Raw genomic sequence first — 21,231 nt, 5'->3', positions numbered from 1 at the left:
GGCGGCCAGAATGTGATCAGAGAAGGGCCGAATCGGGCAGAGGGAGGCGCAGTGGGTCCCACAAGGACTGTACTTGTCGGCTACGGCGTAGGGGGCTCGGCCTTCCACGCACCGGTCATCGAGGCCACGGAGGGGCTGGAACTGGCCGCCGTGGTGACCGGGAATCCGGAGCGCCGGGCGACGGCGCACGAGCGGCATCCGCAGGCCGAGCTGATCGGGACGACCGACGAGATGTTCGCTCGCGCGGGTGACTTCGACCTCGTGGTGATCACTGTGCCGAACCGCTTCCACGTACCGCTGGCGGAGCGCGCGCTGGAGGCCGGGCTGCACGTGGTGGTGGACAAGCCGTTCGCGGGGACCGCCGCCGAGGGGCGGGCGCTGGCCGCGACGGCGGCGCGCTGCGAGCGGGTGCTGGGGGTGTACCAGAACCGTCGGTTCGACGGCGACTTCCGGACCGTGCGGCGGTTGGTCGAGGAGGGGCGGCTCGGTGAGGTGTACCGCTTCGAGTCGCGGTTCGAGCGGTGGCGACCGCAGGTGCGGACCTCGGGGTGGAAGGAGCAGGCCGATCCGGCGGCGCTGGGCGGGATCCTGTACGACCTCGGGACCCACCTGATCGACCAGGCGGTGACGCTGTTCGGGCGACCCACCCACGTGTACGCCGAGTTGTCCGCCCGGCGGGCCGGGGCGCTCGTGGACGACGACTCGTTCGTGGCGCTCACCCACGCGAGCGGGGTGCGGTCGCACCTGTGGATGAGCGCGGCGGCGGCCGACCTCGGACCGCGCTTTCGGGTGCTCGGTTCGAAGGCGTCGTATGTGAAGTTCGGGATGGACCCGCAGGAGGAACTGCTGCGCGCCGGGGCGGAGGTCGGTACGCCCGGGTGGGGGACTGAGCCACCGTCGGCGTGGGGAAGGCTCGGTACGCCCGGGGACACCGTGCCGGTGGAGACCGAGCCGGGTGCCTACCAGGACTACTACGCCGCGTTCGCGCGCGCGGTGCGGGGCGAGGGCGCGCCGCCGGTGGCGATCGAGGAGGCGGTGTCCGTCCTGGAGACGATCGAGGCGGCGCAGCGGTCCTCCGCCGACGGAGTGACCGTCGCGTTGTAACCGCGACGGCACGTTGGGAATGCGGACAATTCGGGCACTGGTCGCCCGTGGTGATCATGGGAAGCGACACCCTGTCCGCAGCCCTCGCCGACCTGCGGGACAAGGTCGTGGCGACGTGCTTCCCGCTCGACCTGCCCGGCGCCGTGCAGGCGCGGTCGGCCCGTCGCGAGTTGATCGACCAACTCGGCGACTACGTGCTGCCCCGGCTCGCGGTGCCGCGCGCGCCGCTGCTCGCGGTGGTCGGCGGGTCCACCGGCGCGGGTCGGTCCACCCTGGTGAACGCCTTGGTCGGGCGCGAGATCACGGTGGCCGGCTCGCTCCGGCCGACCACCCGGGTGCCGGTCCTGGTGTGTCGGTCGGGGGACCGGCACTGGTTCGCCGCGGAGCCCGGGATCGACCTGAAGCTGGACGAGCGGGTACCGCCCGGGATGGCCCTGCTGGACGCGCCCGACATCGACTCGGTCTCCGCCGACAACCGGCGGATCGCGGTTCGCCTGCTCGGCGCCGCCGACCTGTGGATCTTCGTCACCACCGCGTCGCGCTACGCCGACGCCGCGCCGTGGCACCTGCTCCGGCTCGCGCGCGATCGCAACACCCGTCTGGCGATCGTGTTGAACCGGGTGCCGGCGGAGGTACTCGACCGGGTCCGGCCCGACTACGTCCGATTGTTGCGGCACGCCGGATTGGGCGATGTGCCGCTGTACCCGATCGTGGAGACCGAGCCGGGGGCCGGGTTGCCCGAGCGCAATGTGGTGCCGATCCGCACGTGGCTCGCCGAGCGCGGCGCGGATCCGGACGCGCGGGCCGCGGTGGTCCGGCGCACCCTGGGCGGGCTGTTGCACAGCCTGGATCGGCGGGTGCCGCCGCTCGCGCAGGCGGTGGGGCGACAGTACGAGGCGGCCGGGCGGGCGCGCGAGTGCGTGGATCGGGCGTACGCGGCGACCTCGCGATGGGCGCTGCGGGCGCTCGACGACGGGTCGTTGTTGCGCGGCTCGGCGGCGGGACGCTGGTACGAGGGGGACGAGGCGGGGGCCGCGCGGGCGGTACTGGAGAGCCTGGACGCGCTGGTGGCGGACGCCTTCGCGCGGGGCGCCGAGCGGTCGGCGGGGTGTCTGCCGCGCGGCGGGATCCGTCGGCCCGGGCCCGGGCCGCTCGCGTGGCCGGACCGGGCCGAGCCCCTCGCGCTGATCGCCGCGGTCGGTGGCGCCGAACTCGGGCCCGGCATCGGCCGCGACGCGGCGGGGCGGCTCGGCGTCCGGATCGGATCCGAGCCGGCCGCGCGGCTGATCACCGATCTCCATCGTGCGCTGCGCGCCGTCGTCGCGGAGGCGCTGGACGGTGAGCGCGCGCGGCGGGTGGCGGCAGTGGCGCTCCTGCCCGCCCGGGCCGACGCGGGGTTGATCGAGGCGCTCGACGTGGTGCGGAGGAGCGCGTGAGGGGCGGCGGGGCGCGGCCCGAGCGCGAGCAGGGGCCGCGTACCGGTCTCGCGCGGAAGCCGGGTCGTACGCGGTGCGGCGGGCCGGCTCGGGTGCGCCGCCGCGAGAGGCGGGTCGGGGTGCGACCCGGTTCCGAGCGGAGGCCGGGGTGACCGCCGGTGGGCAGGATGTCGATCGGTTCGCCGTGCGTCGGGCCCGGCACGCGAGTGGGACCGAGGAGGCGGGGCGGCTGATGGCTCGGCTGGCCGCGCTCGATCGCACCGCGGCGCTGGCCCGGGATCGGCTGCCCGGCACCGATCTCGCCTTGATCGAGGACCTGCTCGGGCATGCCGAGACCAGGTTGGGCACGGCCACGTGGCACACCGTGGTCGCGCTCGCCGGCGCCACCGGCGCCGGCAAGTCGTCGTTGTTCAACGTGCTCACCGGGTTGCGGCTGGCGGACACCGGCGCTGAACGGCCGACCACCCGGACCACGCTGGCGTGCGCGTGGGATCCCGAGGGCGCGGCGCCGTTGCTGGACCTGCTCGGCATCGAACCGGCGCACCGGGTGGCCCGGCACGGTTCGTTGGACGCGCGCCGAGGCGGCGGGATGCCGGCCGGCCTGGTGCTGCTCGACCTGCCCGATCACGACTCGATCGACCTCGCGCACCGGGCCGAGGTGGACGCGGTCGTGGCGGTCGCGGATCACATCGTGTGGGTGCTCGATCCGCAGAAGTACGCCGACGCGATCGTGCACGAGCGCTACCTGCGGCCGTTGCGGCATCACGGGCCCGGCATGACGGTGGTGCTCAACCACGCGGACCGGCTGCCGGCCGGGGACCTCGCTGCCTGCCTGACCGACGTGCGGGCGCTGTTGGCGGCCGACGGGCTCGCCGAGGTGCGGGTGCTGGCGACGTCGCCGGAGACCGGGATCGGGATCGCCGAACTGCGCCGGGTGGTGGTGGCCGCGGCCGGACCCGGCGAGGCGTCGGTGACCCGGCTGGCCGCGGATCTGGACGCGTTGACCGAACGCCTCGAGCCGTATTTCGCGGGTGTGGCGCCGGACGTGGACGGGTTCACCGCCGAGGACCGCGACGCGCTCGTGGACGGGTTGTGCGACGCGGCCGGGGTGGCGGTTCTCGCGGCGGCCGCCGGGGAGGGGCAGCGGGTGCCGCGCGGGCCGCTGTCGGGTCGTCGGGTGCGGCGGCCGGCGACGCGGCCCGCGCCGGTACAGATGCATCGGGCCGAGCGGGTGATCCGGCGGGCGGGGGCGAGGTGGACGCGGGGGTTGCCCGCGCAGTGGGTGGGTGGCGTGCACCGAGTGTCGGCCGAGGGGTTGCGGAGGTTGCCGGACGAGTTGCCCGCGGTGCTGACGGGGGCCGGGCCGGAGGCCGCTCCGCCGGCGCTCGGCGTGCGGGTCGCGGTGGGCGCGCAGTGGGTCGGGGTGCTCGCGGTGGCGGCCGGGGTGGTCGGTGCGGGCTCGGCCCGGGCCGGGGGGCCGGCGGCGCGTGGGTTCGGGATGCCGGCCTCGTGGTGGGTGGTGGTGGCGGGGCTCGTGCTGGTGGTGGCGGGAGTGTGGTGCGCGCGCCGGGTGGCGCGGACGGCGGCGGACCGGCGGACGGCGGAGGTGGCGGCGGCGTTGCGGTCGCGGGTCGGGGAGGTGGCGGATCGGTTGTTGGTCGGGCCGGTGGAGGGGGAGTTGGCGCGGTATCGGGAGGCGCACGGGTATTTCGTGACGGCTCGGGAGCCGATGCGGCGGGGGTGAGGGGAGGGGCGGGGCGGGGCGGGAGGCGTGGCGGGGGCGGTGTCACCCACGTGGGCGACGGGCGGCCGGGGCGTCCCTCACGTGGGTGACGTGGTGTCGTGCACAGGGGCCGAGTTGTCCACAGCCCCTCCCGGCCCGCCGCCGGTCGACCGCCCGGTGCCGGATCGTCGAGGGCGGACGGCGATGTCGCGGGGCACGCCGTGACCCGCGGCGACACAGGAGGCAAGCGTGGACACGTACGTGACGGTGATCGGCAATGCCGCCAGCGATGTCCGGGTCCAGATGACCCAGGCGGGCGTGCCCCTGGCCCGCTTCCGGATGGCGGTGTCGCCCCGGCGCTTCGATCGGGAGACGGGGACGTGGGTGTCGGGGGACGCGTCGTTCTACACCATCGTGTGCTTTCGGGGCCTGGCGGAGAACGTGACGAGTTCGATCGACAAGGGCGACCCACTGGTGGTCACGGGTCGGCTGCGGGTGCGCGAGTGGGAGCGCGAGGGGCGATGGTGGACGGTCACCGAGATCGACGCGTCCTCGGTGGGACACGACCTCGCCCGCGGGGTCGCGGAGTTTCGGCGGGTGGGTCGGCCCGCGCGTCTGTCGGTGGTGGCGGACGGCGTCGCGGCGGGTTCGGCGGCGGAGCAGGGCACCCTCGCGATCGGGTCCGATCCCGGATCCGTCGGCGCGGAGGAGGCCGCGTGAATTGCCGCGGCGTGTGATCGCGTGTTCGGGAAAGCCATTCATTGTTGATGGCGGAGATAATTCAAGGCGGTTTCGGGAACGAATCTGGAACAGAATTGTGACGACTCGGAGCGGGTGCGATCCGCGTCAAATCAGACCAACCGTCGCATGTCCCTCAACCGATGGGGTGGGAGGGTGGAAAAAGCCGGATCATGGGGGCGAATAGCGCCCGAGACGAGGCGTTGATCACGAAAAAGACCGATTCGGTCGGTTGTGAACACTGACAAATCAATAGCGGATGAGATGGCCCTGATCAGCGTCTAAGCGGCTTGACGCACCCCATAGGCGGCTATATCCGTCGAAGACTTGTCGACTTCCCGATATGCGAATTGACATCCTCGACGTGGATCTTCTCCCGAGGTAAAGAACGTGAAACAAATGAGTACCCCGGGTCGCGAGAGGTGGCCCGACTCCTCATACCATTCAACGGTTCTTTACTCGCGCCCCGCTCGGGGGAACCATGCGCCGCGCGAGTCGGCATACATTTTCGAGGGGACCACCACATGTTCCGTACACCGGGACGGACGGCCACCCGCTTGTCGGCCATGATCATTGCCGGCGGCTTGGCGGCGGCCGGCGTGATCGGTTTCGCGGGTGCGGCCAGTGCGGAAGGCGCCAAGGGCGTCTACAAGGGCGGCGATGTCGGTGCGGACATCTTCCTGCAGGGCAAGGACAAGTCGCAGCGCGCCTCGATCCTGAAGCTCGAGGTCGACGGCAAGATCCTGCGCACCTACTGCATCGACTTCCACACGCTCGTTCGTGACGAGGCGAAGTACGACGAGTCGGGCTGGAAGGAGACTTCCTTCGGCACCAAGGCCGACAAGGCCAAGGTCAAGTGGGTGCTCCTGAACTCGTTCCCGACGGTGGACCTGGGGGCCGTTCGCGCGAAGGTCGGCGCTCCTGAGCTGACCGAGGGCGAGGCCGCCGCCGCCACGCAGGTCGCCATCTGGCACTTCACCGACGGCCAGAAGCTGGACGAGAGCAAGAAGAACGACGGCGACATCGTCAAGCTCTACAAGTACCTGGTCGGCGACGCCAACAAGGGCGACGTCACCGAGCCTCCCGTCTCGCTCTCGGTGACCCCGGGCGAGAAGGCCGGCAAGATCAACGACAAGCCCGGCATCGGCCCGTTCGAGGTCAAGACCAACGCCGAGGGCAAGTCGATCAACGCCAAGCTGCTCGAGGGCGACGCCGACGCCAAGGCGACCCTGGTGGACGCCGACGGCAAGCCGGTCGACAAGGTCGGCAACGGCGACAAGCTCTACGTGAACGCCTCCAAGGCCACCAAGGCGGGCAGCCAGACCTTCCAGGTCTCCGGTGAGTCGACCGTGCAGGCGGGTCGGGTCTTCCAGGGCGTCAACAAGGACGGGTCGACCAGCCAGCTCCTGATCGTCGCGGACAAGCAGAAGGTGCAGACCTCCGACAAGGCGATCGCCAAGTGGGGCAACCCCGGCAAGGGCCCGCTCCCGGAGATCAACGCCACCAAGGACTGTGTCGACGGCGGCGTGAAGGTCACCGTCAAGAACACCGGTGACGAGTCGTACAAGTTCAAGCTCGACGGCAAGGAAACCACCGTCGAGGCCGGCAAGTCGGTCGACCAGGTCGTCAAGGTCGCCGAAGACCAAGCCTACAAGATCACCATCGTGGGCCCCGACGGCAAGACCGCCAAGGAGTTCACCGGCACGCTCGACTGCAAGACCGCCGGCGCCACCGAAGGTGTCACCGGTGGTACCTCGGGCGGCAGCACCGGCGGGACGCCGGCTCCGGTGAACCCGAAGGGTCCGGACCTGGCCGCCACCGGTAGCGACAGCAGCAACACCCCCGCGATCCTGGGCGGCGCCGGTGCGCTCCTGCTCGCGGGTGGCGGACTGGTGTTCTACATGCGCCGCCGCAACAACGGCTCGGACGGCGCCGCCGCCTGATTCGGGCGCCGCTGATCGAAGCACACCGATAACCGTCGGGCCCCGACGCGCAGCCGGCGCGTCGGGGCCCGACGTCGTCCCCCGGCACCACCGTCGCGGGCCGGTCCGGCGTTCGAGGACGAGTGGCCCGCCTGCCCGGCCGAGGAGCCCCGCGGCCGACGATCGCGCGGCCCGGCGCCGAAATCCCGCGACCCGGCGCCGACGATCGCGCGCCCTGCGGGCACCCATGCACGGGCACTGCCCGGCAGACCATAGGCTTGGACGCATGGCTGAGTACATCTACACCATGCGCAAGGCGCGTAAAGCGCACGGCGACAAGGTGATCCTCGACGACGTGACGCTCAGCTTCCTGCCGGGAGCCAAGATCGGCGTCGTCGGCCCGAACGGCGCGGGTAAGTCGACCGTTCTGAAGATCATGGCCGGGCTGGAACAGCCGTCCAACGGCGACGCGTTTCTGTCCCCCGGCTACACCGTCGGCATCCTGCTGCAAGAGCCTCCGCTGGACGAGTCCAAGACCGTTCTGGAGAACGTCGAGGACGGCGTCAAGGAGATCAAGGGCAAGCTGGACCGGTTCAACGCCATCGCCGAGGAGATGGCGACCAACTACACCGACGAGCTGATGGCCGAGATGGGCGAGCTGCAGGACCAGCTCGACCACGCGAACGCCTGGGAGCTCGACTCGCAGCTCGAACAGGCCATGGACGCACTGGGCTGCCCGCCCGGCGACTGGCCGATCGTGAACCTCTCCGGTGGCGAGAAGCGCCGCGTGGCGCTGTGCAAGCTGCTCCTCGAAGCGCCCGACCTGCTCCTCCTGGACGAGCCGACCAACCACCTCGACGCGGAGAGCGTCCAGTGGCTGGAACAGCACCTGGAGAAGTACGCCGGCACCGTCGTCGCGGTCACCCACGACCGGTACTTCCTGAACAACGTCGCCCAGTGGATCTGTGAGGTCGACCGCGGTCGGCTGCACCCCTACGAGGGCAACTACTCCACCTACCTGGACACCAAGGCCACCCGCCTCAAGGTCGAAGGGCAGAAGGACGCCAAGCGGCAGAAGCGGCTCAAGGACGAGCTCGAGTGGGTCCGCTCCAACGCGAAGGGCCGCCAGGTCAAGAGCAAGGCGCGCCTGGCCCGCTACGAGGAGATGGCCGCCGAGGCGGACAAGATGCGGAAGCTGGACTTCGAGGAGATCCAGATCCCGCCGGGTCCGCGCCTGGGCAACGTCGTGGTCGAGGTGGACCACCTCAGCAAGGGCTTCGACGAGAAGCTGCTGATCGACGACCTGTCCTTCACGCTGCCGCGCAACGGCATCGTGGGCATCATCGGTCCGAACGGCGCGGGCAAGACCACGCTGTTCAAGATGCTGATCGACGCCGAGACGCCGGACGCGGGCAACATCAAGGTCGGCGAGACCGTCAAGGTCTCCTACGTCGACCAGTCGCGCGGCGGCCTGGACCCGAAGAAGAACCTGTGGGAGGTCGTCTCCGACGGCCTGGACTACATCAAGGTCGGCAACGTCGAGGTGCCGTCCCGGGCCTACGTCAGCGCGTTCGGGTTCAAGGGCCCGGACCAGCAGAAGCCCACCGGGGTGCTCTCCGGCGGTGAGCGCAACCGCCTCAACCTGGCGTTGACGCTCAAGCAGGGCGGCAACCTGCTGCTGCTCGACGAACCGACCAACGACCTCGACGTCGAGACCCTGTCCAGCCTGGAGAACGCGCTCCTGGAGTTCCCGGGCTGCGCCGTGGTCGTCTCGCACGACCGCTGGTTCCTGGACCGGGTGACCACGCACATCCTCGCCTACGAGGGTGACTCGAAGTGGTTCTGGTTCGAGGGCAACTTCGAGTCGTACGAGAAGAACAAGATCGAGCGCCTGGGCGCCGAGGCGGCCCGGCCGCACCGCGCGACGTACAAGAAGCTCAAGCGCAACTGACCCACCCGGTCGGCACGGCGTAACCGGTGGCCTGTCGTATGCCCGCATACGGCAGGCCACCGGCGTCCTCCGGCCGGCACGCTCGGGCACTCGGGACGCATCGACACGGGAACAGAGAAGAGGACTGGGCACGTGGCCAGGCACATCTACCAGGCGACGCTTCGGTGGTCCGACATGGACGCCTACCGGCACATCAACAATGTGCAGTACCTCCGCTACCTGGAGGAGGCGCGCGTGGACATGATGTTCACCCTCGGACAACGCGAGGGGGCCAAGACGCTCTCCGAGGGTGTGGTGATCGCCCGGCACGAGATCGACTACAAACGACCGCTGGTGTGGCGTGCCGAGCCGGTGCGGGTGGAGACGTGGGTGACCCACATCGGCGCCGCCCGGTTCACGCTCGCCTACGAGGTCAAGGACGACGAGCAGGTGTACGCGACGGCGCTGTCGGTGCTGGTGCCCTATTCGCTCGACGAGCAGCGCCCCCGGCGATTGAATGCGGAGGAGCGGGCCTATCTGGAGCGCTTCGTCGAGCCGCGGGACGAGCCCGAGGGGCGGCCGGTCCGCCCATGACCGTGTTGCGCTTCGCCGATCCCGCCGCCGCCGCGGACCTGGGCGGCTATCTGAGCCGACTGTTGCGCTACGACCGCCGCGCGGTGGTGCGGGTGCGAGCCGAGGGCTCGGTGCTCGGTACGTTCGGCCACCCGCCGTTCGGCGAGGCCGCGTCGGGCGTGATCACGCTGCGCGCGAGCGAGTTGGCCGGGCCCGCGACCGTGGACGCTACCGTGTCCGCGGGGCAACTCCTGGACGCGATCACCGACGACGCGAGCGTTACCCTGCCGCCGTCGGTGACCGGTCCCGGGTGGGCCGGCCTGCTCCCCCCGCGCACCGGCTGGGAGCGGGTCGCCGAGCTCGCCGTGCTCGACCTGGCCCGCGAAGTGGCCGCCGGTGTCGCGGAGTTCCGATCCCGCGCCGAGCCCGGCCTGCCGCGCGCCGAACTCGACCGAATCGCCGCCGACATCTGGACCCGACCGATGACCGGACGACTCCCGCTCCGCGCCGCGCACGCCGCCCAGTCGTTCGGCTTCCTGGGCCCACCCGACCCCGAGGCACGGGTGGAGATCCTCGCCTGCGGCACCTGGTTGCGCCTGGAGGCCCGCTTCGGCTCGGTCTCCGTCCGCCGGGAAGGCGCCCCGGGCATCCTCTTCACCCGCTGACGCCCCGGTCCGGCCGGGGTCCTCGACACGCCCGAGGCACCCGCCCCGGCCCGCGCGTCGACCGACATGCCCCGAGCGGCCGACGCCTGTGGCCGGCCGAGACCGCTGTTCGGGCCGAACCGACGTCGCACCGACGCCTCCTGATGCCTCGTCAGGTTTCCTTGACGCTCCGTCATGTTCGGCGACGTGGTGTGTCGATCTTTGTCTCGGGAGACACATACCGGCGTTGTGTGACGAGCGTTGTTCGTGGCGAGGGGACCGGACCATGGAGCGCGTCAAGGCGATGGCCACTTGGCCCTGTGGGCGGCGATCCAAGTGGGTTGTGCTGATCGTGTGGGTGGCGCTGCTGGTCGGCGCGTTCCCGCTCGCCGGCAAGCTGCCGGACGTCGAGCGCAACGAGGCGTCCGCGTGGCTGCCGGGGGCGGCCGAGTCGACCAAGGTGATCAAGTTGCAGAGTCGGCTCCAGGACGTCGACACGGTCACCGCGGTCGTCGTCTACGAGCGCGCCGCGGGGCTGAGCGAGCCGGACCGCGCCGCGATCCTGGCGCAGACCGAGCGGATCCGGCACACCCCGGGCGTCGTCGGGCCGATCGCGGACCCGACGTTCGAGCCCGGCGGCCGGGCGGCCCAGGTGCTGGCGCCGATCGAGATGGACCCGAAGGTCGGCTGGAGCGAGTTCATCGACGTCGTCGACGACGTGGACACGATCACCGAGGGGTCACCGCCGGGGTTGCGCGCCTACGTGACCGGCCCGGCCGGGATCGGCGCGGACCAGGGCAAGGCGTTCGAGGGCATCGACGGCGTACTGCTGTACAGCGCGCTCGCCGTGGTGATCGTGCTGCTCCTGCTCACCTATCGCAGCCCCACCCTGTGGTTGCTGCCGGTGCTCACCGTGGTGACGGCGCTGTTCGGCGCGCAGGCCTTCGTCTACCTGTTCGCCAAGCACGACGTGGTCGTGGTCAACGCCCGGAGCGCGGCCATCCTGACCGTGTTGATCTTCGGGGCGGGCACCGACTACGCACTGCTCCTGGTCGCGCGCTATCGCGAGGAGTTGCGCCGCTACCAGGACCGGCACGAGGCGATGGCGCACGCGCTGCTGCGCGCCGGACCCGCGCTGCTCGCCAGCGCCGCGACCGTCGGCGTGGGCATGTTGTGCCTGCTGGCCGCGCGGATGAACTCCACCTCGGGGCTCGGCCCGGTGCGCGCGCTGGGCATCCTGGTCGGCCTGGTCGCGATGGTCACGCTGTTGCCCGCCCTGCTGGTGATCTGCGGTCGATGGGTCTTCTGGCCGGTCCGGCCCGGGTACGGCACCGCCGACCCGGCCGCCACCGGCATGTGGGCCCGGATGGGCAACGGGATCGCCCGCCGGCCGCGGATCGTGTGGATCGGCACGAGCCTCGCGCTGGCCGCCCTCTCGCTCGGCCTGTTCGCGCTCAAGGCCGACGGGCTCAGCAACAAGGACACCTTCATCGGGCGCCCGGAGTCGATCAAGGGCGCCGCGGTCGCGGCCCGCTACTTCCCGCAAGGCTCCGGCGCCCCGGTCGTGGTGATCGCTCGCGAACCGGCGGCCGGCGCCGTGGTCGCGGCGCTGTCCACCGACCCGGGGGTGCTGCCCGCACACCAGGTCCGGGCCCGGAACGGGCTGGTGGAGATCGACGCCACGCTCAAGGACGGCGCGGACAGCACCGCGGCGCAACGCACGGTCGAGCGGCTGCGCGACGTGGCACACGCCGTACCGGACGCGGCGGCCAAGGTCGGCGGTACCACCGCGGTGAACATCGACATCGCCCGGGCCCAGCGGCACGACGACAAGTGGATCATCCCGCTCGTGCTCCTGGCCGTCCTGGTGATCCTGGCGCTGCTGCTGCGCGCGGTGGCCGCGCCGGTGATCCTGGTGGCCACCGTCGTGTTGTCCTTCGCCGCGGCGCTCGGTGCCAGTGCGCTGGTCTTCGAGTACGTCTTCGGCTTCGCCGGCGCCGACACGTCGCTGCCGCTGTTCGTGTTCGTCTTCCTGGTCGCGCTCGGGATCGACTACAACATCTTCCTGATGACCCGGGTGCGTGAGGAGAGCGCCCGGCACGGTGCGCGGCCGGGGGCGTTGATCGGGCTGCGCGCCACCGGCGGTGTGATCACCTCGGCGGGCCTGGTGCTGGCGAGCACGTTCGGCGTCCTGGGCACGCTGCCGGTGGTCACGTTCGCCGAGATCGGCTTCGCGGTCGCGCTCGGCGTGCTCCTGGACAGCATCGTGGTCCGCTCGATCCTGGTCACCGCGCTCACCCTGGACGTGGGCCGGGTGATGTGGTGGCCCAGCGTGCTGTACCGGCACCCGGTGCGTGCGTCCGAACCCGATCAGTCCCCGTCCGACCACCACACGGCCGTGTCCGGCGGCGGCACGAGCTGATCGCCGTCGCCCGGACCCACCGGGCCGGAGGCGAGCGACAACGCGCCGACCGGCGCCGGCCGCACCGGGTTCGCCGTCCGCGAAGCCGCGCACGTGGATTCGGTGGAAGATCGCGTCGTGCCACCGACCACGTGCCGGCGGCAGCCTCCGTCGCATCGCGGATGCGGCCGTCGGCCCGTCAGTCCAGTCGGTTCACCATCGACTGTGCGGCGTAGACCAGGTAGTCCCACAGGGTGTTCTCCTGCTCGGCCGGCAGCGCGATGTCGTCCACCGCCGCCCGCATGTGCCGCAGCCACGCGTCCCGGGCCTCCTCGGTCACCGCGAACGGCGCGTGCCGCATCCGCAACCGCGGATGCCCGCGCTGGTCGCTGTAGGTGCGTGGACCGCCCCAGTACTGCACCAGGAACATCCGCAGCCGGTCCTCGGCACCGTCGAGGTCCTCCTCCGGATACATCGGGCGCAGCAGCGGATCCTCGCGCACGCCCTGGTAGAAGCGGTGCACGAGCTTGACGAACGTCTCCTCGCCGCCCACGGCTTCGTAGAGACTCGGTTCCGGCTCTCGCATCTCGGTCACCGTTCCATCCTCCCAGATGGCCCGGCGGGCCGGGCAGGCTCAGCCCGATCGTTCCGCGGCCCGGGCGATGCCTCGGCGCATGCCTCCGAAGACGATGCCGTGGAAGGGGAACACCGCCCACCAGTACAGGTGCCCGAGCAGGCCCCGGGGGTGGAACAGCGCACGCTGGCGATAGCGCGTGCGGCCGTCCCGGGTACCGACGGTGAACTCCAGCCAGGCCAGTCCCGGCAGCCGCATCTCCGCGCGCAGCCGGAGCAGTTCGCCGGGCACCACCTCCTCGACCCGCCAGAAGTCCAGCGAGTCGCCGACCCGCAGGCGGTGCGGATCCCGGCGCCCGCGGCGCAGCCCGACCCCGCCCACGATCCGGTCCAGCGCACCGCGCACCGACCAGGCCAGCGGCCACGAGTGCCAGCCGTTGTCGCCACCGATGCCCTCGATCACCCGCCACACGGCCGCCGGGGAGGCGGCCGGCTCCGCCTCGCGGACGTCCTCGTACAGCGAACCGCCGGACCAGTCCGGGTCGGTGGGCAGCGGATCGCTCGGCGCACCGGGCAGGCCCGCCGAGGACCAGCGGGTGGCCACGTCCGCGTCGCGGATGCGCTTGAGGGCCAGTTCGAGCGCACGGTCGAAACCGGTCGGGCCGCCCGGCGGGTCCGGGATCCAGCGTGCGATGTCGTGCTCGTGGCAGATCACCTCGCTGCGCAGCGACTCCACCAGCGGTCGGGCCAGGGCGCCGGGCACCGGTGTGATCAGGCCCACCCAATGACTCGACAACGAGGGTGTGAGCATCGGTACCGGCAACACGCGCCGCCGGGGCAGACCCGCCACCGCCGCGTAGTGCTGCATCATCCGCTCGTAGGTCAGCACGTCGGGCCCGCCGATGTCGAAGGCGCGGTCCACCTCCGGCGGCAGCTCGGCACATCCGACCAGGTAGTGCAGGACGTCGCGGACCGCGATCGGCTGGATCCGCGAGGTGACCCAGCGTGGGGTGACCATCACCGGCAGCCGCTCGGTGAGATGGCGCAACATCTCGAACGAGGCCGACCCCGAGCCGATGATCACCGCCGCGCGCAGCACCGCCGCGGGCACCGAGGACGCGAGCAGGATCTCGCCGACCTCGGCGCGCGAGCGCAGGTGCGGCGAGGAGTCGCGGGCGGCGGACCCGGCGGCCGGGCCCAGCCCGCCGAGGTAGACCAACCGGCCCACGCCCGCGTCCTCGGCCGCGGCGGCGAAGGTGCGCGCACTCTCGCGGTCCGTGTCGGCGAAGCGCGGCCCGCTGCCGAGCGCGTGGATCAGGTAGTACGCGACGTCCACGCCGTCGAGGGCGCGGCGCACCGCGGCTCGATCGAGCACGTCGGCGCGGACGATCTCGACCCGGTCCGCCCACGGGTGGTCACGCAGCTTGGCCGGGGTTCGGGCCATACAGCGGACGCGGTAGCCGGCCGCGAGCAGTTCGGGCACCAGCCGGCCACCGAGGTAGCCGGTGGCGCCGGTGACCAGGCACAGGGGAGAGTCCACCCGGCCCAGTCTCGCGGATGGCACGCGCGACCCGGCGCGGACGCGCCCGAGGGCAACCCGTTCGGTCCGCCGGACGGGTCCCGCGGTAACCCGTTCGCGGGCAGGCCCGGCGACTACCGGTGTCCGCCGTGCGGCCCGACGGCGATCCGCCCGCGCCCGCCGCCCCCGGCGACCACCCGCCCGCGCCCGCCGTCCGGCCCGGGGTCAGGAGCCTCCCGGCGCACCCGGTGCCTGCGGCGTCGGCGGGGCCGGCGGCGGGTTCACCGGAACCGGTGCCGGCTCGGCCGGGGCGGGCGCCGGGCCCTCCTCCGTGCCGGGTCCCGTCGCGCTCGCGATCGGCTCGCTGATCCGGATGCCCGCGTCGTCGAACGCACGCTTGAGGCGGCCGCGCAGCTCGCGCGCGACCGGCAACTCCTGGCCCGGCATGGTCTTGATCTGGACCTGGAGGACCACCGAGTCGGCGGTCACCGACTCCATTCCGACCACGTTCGCGGAGCCCCACACGCGCTCGTTCCACGGCTCGATCTCCGCCAGCGCCTCGGCGGTGGAGGCGATCACCGCGCGCACCTTGTCCACGTCCTCGTGATAGCCGACCTGGACGTCCACCTTGGCGGTGCCCCAGCCCTGGCTCTTGTTGCCGATCCGCTTGATCTCGCCGTTGCGGATGTACCAGACGGTGCCGTCCACGTCGCGCAGCTTGGTGATCCGCAGGCCCACCTCGACCACGGTGCCGGTCGCGGGGCCCGCGTCGACCAGGTCGCCCACGCCGTACTGGTCCTCCAGGATCATGAACATCCCGGACAGGAAGTCGGTGACCAGGTTGCGCGCGCCGAAGCCCAGCGCGATGCCGGCGATGCCCGCGCTGGCCAGCAACGGCGCGAGGTTGACCTTGAACTCGCCGAGCACCATCAGCCCGGCGATGCCCAGGATCACGAACGACGCGGTGCTGCGCAGCACCGAGCCGACCGTCTCGGCGCGCTGGCGGCGCCGCTCGGCGTTCAACAGGAAGCCGGTCACCGGCCGCCCGCTGCTGTCGGTGCCGCTGTTGGCCATCCGGCCGACCAGTTGGGTGATCAACTTCCTGGTCACCGCGCGCAGGATCAGCGCCACCAGGATGATCACCAGGATCCGGATCGGCGTCACCACGAGGGACTCGCCGTGCCGGTCGAACCAGGACGACACCTTGCCGTCGCTCTCGGCGACGTCGTACGACAGCAGGATTCCGGGGACGGGCGCGGACACGTACGAGACCTTTCGGACGACGAGCGGGAGACACTGCCCCCGCGAGGGGGGATCGGCTCCCCACAGTAGCCACGAGGCCGAGGGCCCTCGTGCGATACCTCTTGTTCGTACCTTCTGTCGTTGATCACCGTTATCTCACCGAACCCCCATCTCTGCCGTCTTCGTCCGCGCGCGCGTTCAGATCAAGACCGGTCCGGTCGGCCAGGAAGGACAGGGTGTCCACGGTGAGTTCGACCGTGCGCGAGACCGAGCGGGCCGCGTGGCCGACCTCGGCCTCGGCGCGCAGCAACACCGGGCGCCCGCTCGTGCTCGCGTCCTGCAGGGCCGCGCACATCTTGCGCGCGTGCAGCGGGTCGACCCGACTGTCGCCGTCGAACACGGTGAACAGCACCGCCGGGTAGCGCACGCCCGCGCGCACGTGGTGATAGGGCGAGTAGCCGAGCAGCCAGTCCAGTTCCTCGGCCACCTCGGCGCTGCCGTACTCGTCGGACCACAACCGGCCGAGCCCGAACCGCTCGTAGCGGACCATGTCCAGGAGCGGCATCGAGCAGGCCACGGCGGCGTACAACTGCGGCCGCTGGGTCAGCGCGGCGCCCACCAGCAGCCCGCCGTTGGAGCCGCCGGACGCGGCCAGCCGGTCGGGCGCGCTCCAGCCGCGGGCGGTCAGGTGCTCCGCGGCGGCGTGGAAATCGTCGAACACGCGTTGCTTGTTCCCACGCATGCCCGCACGATGCCACTCCTCGCCCTCTTCGGCGCCGCCGCGCAGATTCGCGATCGCGTACACGCCACCGGCCTCCACCCAGGCGAGCGCGCCCGCCGAGTAGGCCGGGCCGAGCGAGATGCCGAAGCCGCCGTAGCCGTACAACACGGCGGGTCGGGGCCGGTCCGGCTCGGCGGTCGGCGCGATCACGAACATCCGTACCTCGGTGCCGTCCGCCGACCGGTAGCACTCCTGGCGCACGTGCACGTCCGGCAGCGTCGCGGTGCCCGGTGCGGTGGCCCACGTGTCGATCGCGCCGGTGCGCGCGTCGTAGCGCAGCACCGCCGACGGCGCGGTGTAGTCGGACCAGCCGAACCACGCCTCGTGCCCGCCCTCGGGGTGCTCGGCCAGACCGCCGATCGAACCGGGCGAGCCGCCGGGCGTCGCCGGCCGGGCCAGTACCGTGCCGGTGGCCAGGTCGCACACGGTCAACTCGCCCACCGCGTGCCGGGTCCGGGTGACCAGCAGCGTCGGTGTGGGCGCGTGCGTGCCGTCCAGGATCGCGAAGCCGGTCAACACCGCGTCCGGGTCCTCCGCGACCAGATCGCGCCAGCCCTCGGGCCCGGGCGCCGCCGGGTCGGCCACACACAGCCGACCGCGTGGCGCGGCCAGGTCGGTGAACACGTACAACCGCCCGTCCCGGCCCACCCGCACACCGGTGAGCGCGTCCAGGCCCACCGTCACCGGCCGCAGCACCGGCCGCTCCGGCGAACCCGCGCGCAGGTCGGCCAGCCACAGGTCGTTGCGCGGCGCGGTGCCCAGCGACGCGGACACGGTGAGCCAGCGGCCGTCCCGACTGACCCCGACACCGAAGTAGGTGGCCGGCTCGGTACCCGCGCCGAACACCTCGACGTCCGCGGCCGGGTCGGTGCCCACCCGGTGCAGGTACACCCGGCGGTGGTACTGCTCCTCGCCCGCGGGCACCTCCTCCGCCGGCAACCGGCGCACCAGATAGAACGCGTCGCCGCCCGGGAGCCAGGCGATCGAGGTGTCGCGCACGCGTTCGATCGGGCCCTCGATCCGGGCGCCGGTGCGCACGTCGAGCACGTACAGGCGGGATTCCTCGTCGCCGCCGGTGGAGAGCAGGTAGGCGAGCCGGTCGCCCTCGTCCGAGGGCACCCACTGGTCGAGTGTGGTGGTGCCGGTCGGGTCGATCGCGATCGGATCCACCAGCGCCCGTTCGGCGCCGTCCGGCTCGACCACGAACAACACCGCGTGCTCGCGGCCGGGGTCACGGCGGATCAGGAAGTGCCGGTCGCCGCGCCAACAGGGCAGCCCGGTCAGGCCGGTGGCGAGCAGCTCGGCCAGCCGAGCGCGCAGCGCGTCGCGTCCGGCCAGATGGTCCACATGGGCGTGGAACCACTCGTCCTGCGCGGCGGACCACGCGCGGGTGGCCGGCGCGTCCGGGTCCTCCAGGGCGCGATAGGGATCCGGGACGGGGCGGCCGAACAGCACGTCGACCGTGTCCGCACGGGCGGCGGCGGGGGCGCGCGGGGTCTCGAAGGGGGCGTGTTCCGCGGGCTGCACAGAGCGCGTCATGGGCGCACCCTAGACGTCCGGGCCCATCGGTGCGCACGGTCACCACTCGGCCACGCGGGGCCACTCGTGCAGGTGAACGCTCTGTGACCTTGTCGATTCCTGGTAGCGCGGGGGGTATCCCGGCATGGACACTGGAGGCCGATCGTCCCCGGCGCGAGCCACGCGCTGTCGGCGTCACAGGGAGGCATACGTGCCGCATTCGCTGGTCCTCAACGCGTCGTACGAGCCCCTGTGCGTGGTGCCCGTTCGCCGCGCACTGATCCTCGTGCTGAACGACAAGGCAATGTGCCTGGAAGAGACAGGCACCATCCTGCACAGCGCCACCACCGAGATTCCCGTACCCAGTGTGATCAGACTGACCCGTTTCGTCCGCATCCCCTTTCGGGGCCAAGTACCGCTCACCCGCCGGGCGCTGTTCGCTCGCGACGGAGGGCGTTGTGTCTACTGCGGAAGCGCCGCCACCAGCGTCGACCACGTCGTCCCGCGCAGCCGGGGCGGGCAACACACGTGGGACAACGTGGTCTCGGCGTGTCGTCGCTGCAATCACGTCAAGAGCGACCGGTACATCGCCGAGTTGGGCTGGCGAATGCCGCGCCCCCCATCCCAACCCACCGGCCTGGCCTGGCGGATCCTCGGAACCGGCTTCCGTGATCCGCGCTGGGAGCCATACCTGGCGCCGTACGGTGCACAGGAAGCGGGCTTCGACCATTTCGACCAGGTCGCGAGCGCCTAGAAGGCGGCGGATTTCCTCAGGGGAGCCCGTCGCCGTTTTTGTTTCGACGGGTTCCCCCTGGGCCGCGGTCCGGAACCCGACACACCACGTCGCGTGTCGGCCGGACACGCCGACACCGGAGCCGTTCGGGTGCGATGCTCGCGGGCATGGAGGAACCACGCGTATCGCAACTGTCTCCCGAATTGGTCCGGCTCGCCTCCGCGTTCGGCGTGGCCACGGAGTATCAGGGGTGGCGCGGCGAGGTCGTGCACGCCGACCCGGCGACGGTGATAGCGGTGCTCGGTGCGCTCGGGGTGGACGCGTCGACACCCGAGAGCGCCCGGGCCGCACTCGCCGCGCACGAGGAACTGCGTCGGACCCGGCTGTTGCCGCCGGTTCTGGTGCTGCGCTCGGGCCGCGCGGCCGGATTCACCGTCAACGTGCCGGCCGGACACCGGGTCGACCTGTGGCTCGAACTGGAAAACGGCGGGATACGGCGTGACCTCGGCCCCGGACCGGACCGTGGACCGCTCGGTGACCCGGTCGGCGGGCACCGGATTCCCGGCGACCTGCCCCTGGGCTGGCACACCCTGCACGCGCGCTGCTCGCCCGAACCCGAGGAGTCGCTCGGCTCGGGCGGCGTGCCGAGCACGGGCGGCGAGGACGTCCGCGCCTCGTGCCCGGTCGCGATCACCCCGGCCGTGTTGCCCACGCCCGAGCGGCGCTCGTGGGGATACATGGTCCAGCTCTACTCGCTGCCCTCGCGCCGGTCGTGGGGCATCGGCGATCTGGCCGATCTCGCCGACCTGGCGGTGTGGTCGGCGCGCACCCAGGGCGCCGGCTTCGTGCTGGTCAACCCGCTGCACGCGGCCTCGCCGGTGCCGCCGGTGGAGGCATCGCCGTATCTGCCGGTGAGCCGACGCTTCCCGGACCCGATGTACGTCCGGGTCGAGGCCATCCCCGAGTTCGCCTACCTGACCCCGGTCGAGCGCGCGGTCGCCGAGGAACTCAGGGCCGCGGCGGGGGACGGGCACGACGGCGCCGAGCACCTGGACCGGGACGCGGTACGGGTGGCCAAGCGGGAGGCGCTCGCGCTGGTCCACAAGGTGCCGCGCAGCCTGGGACGGGACGCCGACTACCGCGCGTTCGTCGCGCGCGAGGGCCAGTGGCTGACCGACTTCGCCACGTGGTGCGCGCTGGTGGAGGAGTACGGCCCGTCCTGGCGCTCCTGGCCCGAGGAACTGCACGACCCGGACGCGGCCGAGGTCGACGCCGAGCGCGAACGGCTCGCCGGCGCGATCGACTTCCACCGGTGGACCCAGTGGGTGCTGGCCGACCAGTCGCGGGCCGCGCAGGACGCGGCGACCGCCGCGGGCATGGCGGTGGGCATCGTGCACGACCTCGCGGTCGGCGTGCATCCCGACGGCGCGGACGCGTGGGTGCTGGGCTCCGAGCGCGGCGGCCGGGTGCTCGCCCTGGGCGCCACCGGCGGTGCGCCGCCGGACGCGATGAACCAGATCGGCCAGGACTGGAACCAGCCGCCGTGGCACCCGCTGCGGTTGGCCGAGGTGGGCTACGCGCCGTATCGCGAACTGTTGCGCGCGGTGTTCCGGCACGCCGGCGCGGTGCGGGTGGACCACGTACTCGGGTTGTTCCGGTTCTGGTGGGTCCCCAAGGGCAACAGCCCGGCCCAGGGCGCCTACGTGCGCTACGACCACGAGGCGATGGTCGGCATCCTGGCACTGGAGGCGCACCGCGCGGGAGCGGTGGTGATCGGCGAGGACCTGGGCACGGTGGAGCCGTGGGTGCGCACCTATCTGGCCGAGCGCGGCATCCTGGGCACGTCGGTGTTGTGGTTCGAACGCGACGACAAGGGGCGGCCGTTGCCACCGGAGCAGTGGCGGGCCGGCTCGCTGGCCACGGTGACCACGCACGACCTGCCCCCCACCGCGGCCCGGCTCGCGGGCGAGCACATCGATCTGTGGGAGCGGCTGAGCCTGCTGGTACGGGATGCGGAGACCGAACGCGCCGAAGACCTCGCCGACCGTGAGCAGTGGCTCGAACTGCTGCGCCGGCGCGGCTACCTGCGGCCCGGCGCGGGCGAGCGGGAGACGATCGAGGCCCTGCACCGACTGCTCGCCGCGACGCCGTGCCGACTGCTGGGCGTGTGGCTGCCGGACGGGGTCGGCGATCGCCGACCGCAGAACCTGCCGGGGACCTGGAACCAGTACCCGAACTGGTTGTTGCCGGTGGCCGACGGCGAGGGCCGGCACGTTTACCTGGAGGACCTGCCGGTCAACCCGCGCGCGGTGTCGCTGGCCCGGGCGTTTCGCGGCCTGTAGAGGGCGGACGCGCCGAAGCCGCCGACCGGGTGCGGACCCGGTCGGCGGCTTC

At 72.1% G+C, this 21,231-nt stretch carries 15 protein-coding genes; 11 read left to right on the top strand and 4 right to left on the bottom strand.

All coding sequences use genetic code 11. The features are described from left to right. Positions 1 to 51 precede the first annotated feature (51 nt). The 9 genes from ACZ4FV_RS05245 to ACZ4FV_RS05205 all read left to right on the top strand — a co-directional run bounded on the left by ACZ4FV_RS05245 (position 52) and on the right by ACZ4FV_RS05205 (position 12,492). Entirely contained in the window at positions 52 to 1,104 is a 1,053-nt protein-coding gene (locus tag ACZ4FV_RS05245; RefSeq protein WP_402234250.1) for a Gfo/Idh/MocA family oxidoreductase, read from the top strand. Positions 1,105 to 1,160: 56 nt separating this feature from the next. Next, positions 1,161 to 2,540, top strand: a complete 1,380-nt coding sequence (locus ACZ4FV_RS05240) for an ATP-binding protein (protein ID WP_402234251.1) — start codon at positions 1,161 to 1,163, stop codon at positions 2,538 to 2,540. 148 nt (positions 2,541 to 2,688) lie between these two features. Then, positions 2,689 to 4,284: a GTPase gene (locus ACZ4FV_RS05235; RefSeq protein ID WP_402234253.1), complete on the top strand. Its 1,596-nt coding sequence runs from the start codon at positions 2,689 to 2,691 to the stop codon at positions 4,282 to 4,284. A gap of 228 nt (positions 4,285 to 4,512) precedes the next feature. Further along, the gene (locus tag ACZ4FV_RS05230) at positions 4,513 to 4,983 is read left to right on the top strand and encodes a single-stranded DNA-binding protein (protein ID WP_395863013.1); all 471 of its coding nucleotides are present in this window, start codon (positions 4,513 to 4,515) and stop codon (positions 4,981 to 4,983) included. Positions 4,984 to 5,567: 584 nt separating this feature from the next. After that, on the top strand, positions 5,568 to 6,944 hold the full coding sequence (locus ACZ4FV_RS05225) for a Cys-Gln thioester bond-forming surface protein (RefSeq protein WP_395863011.1): 1,377 nt from the start codon (positions 5,568 to 5,570) through the stop codon (positions 6,942 to 6,944). A gap of 265 nt (positions 6,945 to 7,209) precedes the next feature. Next, positions 7,210 to 8,874, top strand: a complete 1,665-nt coding sequence (gene ettA, locus ACZ4FV_RS05220; RefSeq protein WP_395863009.1) for an energy-dependent translational throttle protein EttA — start codon at positions 7,210 to 7,212, stop codon at positions 8,872 to 8,874. Between the two features lie 132 nt (positions 8,875 to 9,006). Further along, complete coding sequence (locus tag ACZ4FV_RS05215; protein ID WP_395863007.1) at positions 9,007 to 9,447, top strand: acyl-CoA thioesterase; 441 nt, start codon at positions 9,007 to 9,009, stop codon at positions 9,445 to 9,447. Continuing rightward, a complete protein-coding gene (locus ACZ4FV_RS05210; RefSeq protein ID WP_395863005.1) occupies positions 9,444 to 10,091 on the top strand; it encodes a DUF8185 domain-containing protein in 648 nt (215 codons plus the stop codon). Before ACZ4FV_RS05215 ends, ACZ4FV_RS05210 begins: the two co-directional genes overlap by 4 nt. A 265-nt stretch (positions 10,092 to 10,356) precedes the next feature. After that, positions 10,357 to 12,492: an MMPL family transporter gene (locus ACZ4FV_RS05205; protein WP_465321901.1), complete on the top strand. Its 2,136-nt coding sequence runs from the start codon at positions 10,357 to 10,359 to the stop codon at positions 12,490 to 12,492. Positions 12,493 to 12,670: 178 nt separating this feature from the next. Here the strand turns inward: ACZ4FV_RS05205 and ACZ4FV_RS05200 are convergent, their stop codons facing one another. From ACZ4FV_RS05200 to ACZ4FV_RS05185, 4 genes are all read right to left on the bottom strand, one after another. Further along, positions 12,671 to 13,057: a globin gene (locus ACZ4FV_RS05200; protein ID WP_395863471.1), complete on the bottom strand. Its 387-nt coding sequence runs from the start codon at positions 13,055 to 13,057 to the stop codon at positions 12,671 to 12,673. Positions 13,058 to 13,105: 48 nt separating this feature from the next. Beyond that, a complete protein-coding gene (locus ACZ4FV_RS05195) occupies positions 13,106 to 14,584 on the bottom strand; it encodes an SDR family oxidoreductase (protein ID WP_395863001.1) in 1,479 nt (492 codons plus the stop codon). 204 nt (positions 14,585 to 14,788) lie between these two features. Further along, positions 14,789 to 15,826: a mechanosensitive ion channel family protein gene (locus tag ACZ4FV_RS05190; protein ID WP_395862999.1), complete on the bottom strand. Its 1,038-nt coding sequence runs from the start codon at positions 15,824 to 15,826 to the stop codon at positions 14,789 to 14,791. Between the two features lie 130 nt (positions 15,827 to 15,956). Further along, complete coding sequence (locus ACZ4FV_RS05185) at positions 15,957 to 18,125, bottom strand: prolyl oligopeptidase family serine peptidase (RefSeq protein ID WP_465321898.1); 2,169 nt, start codon at positions 18,123 to 18,125, stop codon at positions 15,957 to 15,959. Positions 18,126 to 18,315: 190 nt separating this feature from the next. On the opposite strand from ACZ4FV_RS05185, the gene ACZ4FV_RS05180 reads away from it, so the two are divergent. Both ACZ4FV_RS05180 and malQ read left to right on the top strand, forming a co-directional pair. Further along, complete coding sequence (locus ACZ4FV_RS05180) at positions 18,316 to 18,858, top strand: HNH endonuclease (RefSeq protein WP_126642612.1); 543 nt, start codon at positions 18,316 to 18,318, stop codon at positions 18,856 to 18,858. Positions 18,859 to 19,004: 146 nt separating this feature from the next. Continuing rightward, positions 19,005 to 21,179, top strand: coding sequence for a 4-alpha-glucanotransferase (gene malQ, locus ACZ4FV_RS05175; protein ID WP_395862994.1), 2,175 nt, complete (start codon positions 19,005 to 19,007; stop codon positions 21,177 to 21,179). The last annotated feature ends 52 nt before the right edge of the window (positions 21,180 to 21,231 follow it).

This window comes from Embleya sp. NPDC025285, from assembly GCF_055558835.1.
This window is presented reverse-complemented; position numbering and strand designations above follow the sequence as displayed.

Bases quoted from the DNA above. Each gene is read 5' to 3' on its own strand.
- ACZ4FV_RS05240 (WP_402234251.1), top strand. From the start codon at position 1,161: ATGGGAAGCGACACCCTGTCCGCAGCCCTCGCCGACCTGCGGGACAAG.
- ACZ4FV_RS05225 (WP_395863011.1), top strand. From the start codon at position 5,568: ATGATCATTGCCGGCGGCTTGGCGGCGGCCGGCGTGATCGGTTTCGCG.
- ACZ4FV_RS05210 (WP_395863005.1), top strand. From the start codon at position 9,444: ATGACCGTGTTGCGCTTCGCCGATCCCGCCGCCGCCGCGGACCTGGGC.
- ACZ4FV_RS05185 (WP_465321898.1), bottom strand. From the start codon at position 18,125: ATGACGCGCTCTGTGCAGCCCGCGGAACACGCCCCCTTCGAGACCCCG.
- ACZ4FV_RS05205 (WP_465321901.1), top strand. From the start codon at position 10,357: ATGGAGCGCGTCAAGGCGATGGCCACTTGGCCCTGTGGGCGGCGATCC.
- ACZ4FV_RS05200 (WP_395863471.1), bottom strand. From the start codon at position 13,057: ATGCGAGAGCCGGAACCGAGTCTCTACGAAGCCGTGGGCGGCGAGGAG.
- ettA (WP_395863009.1), top strand. From the start codon at position 7,210: ATGGCTGAGTACATCTACACCATGCGCAAGGCGCGTAAAGCGCACGGC.
- malQ (WP_395862994.1), top strand. From the start codon at position 19,005: ATGGAGGAACCACGCGTATCGCAACTGTCTCCCGAATTGGTCCGGCTC.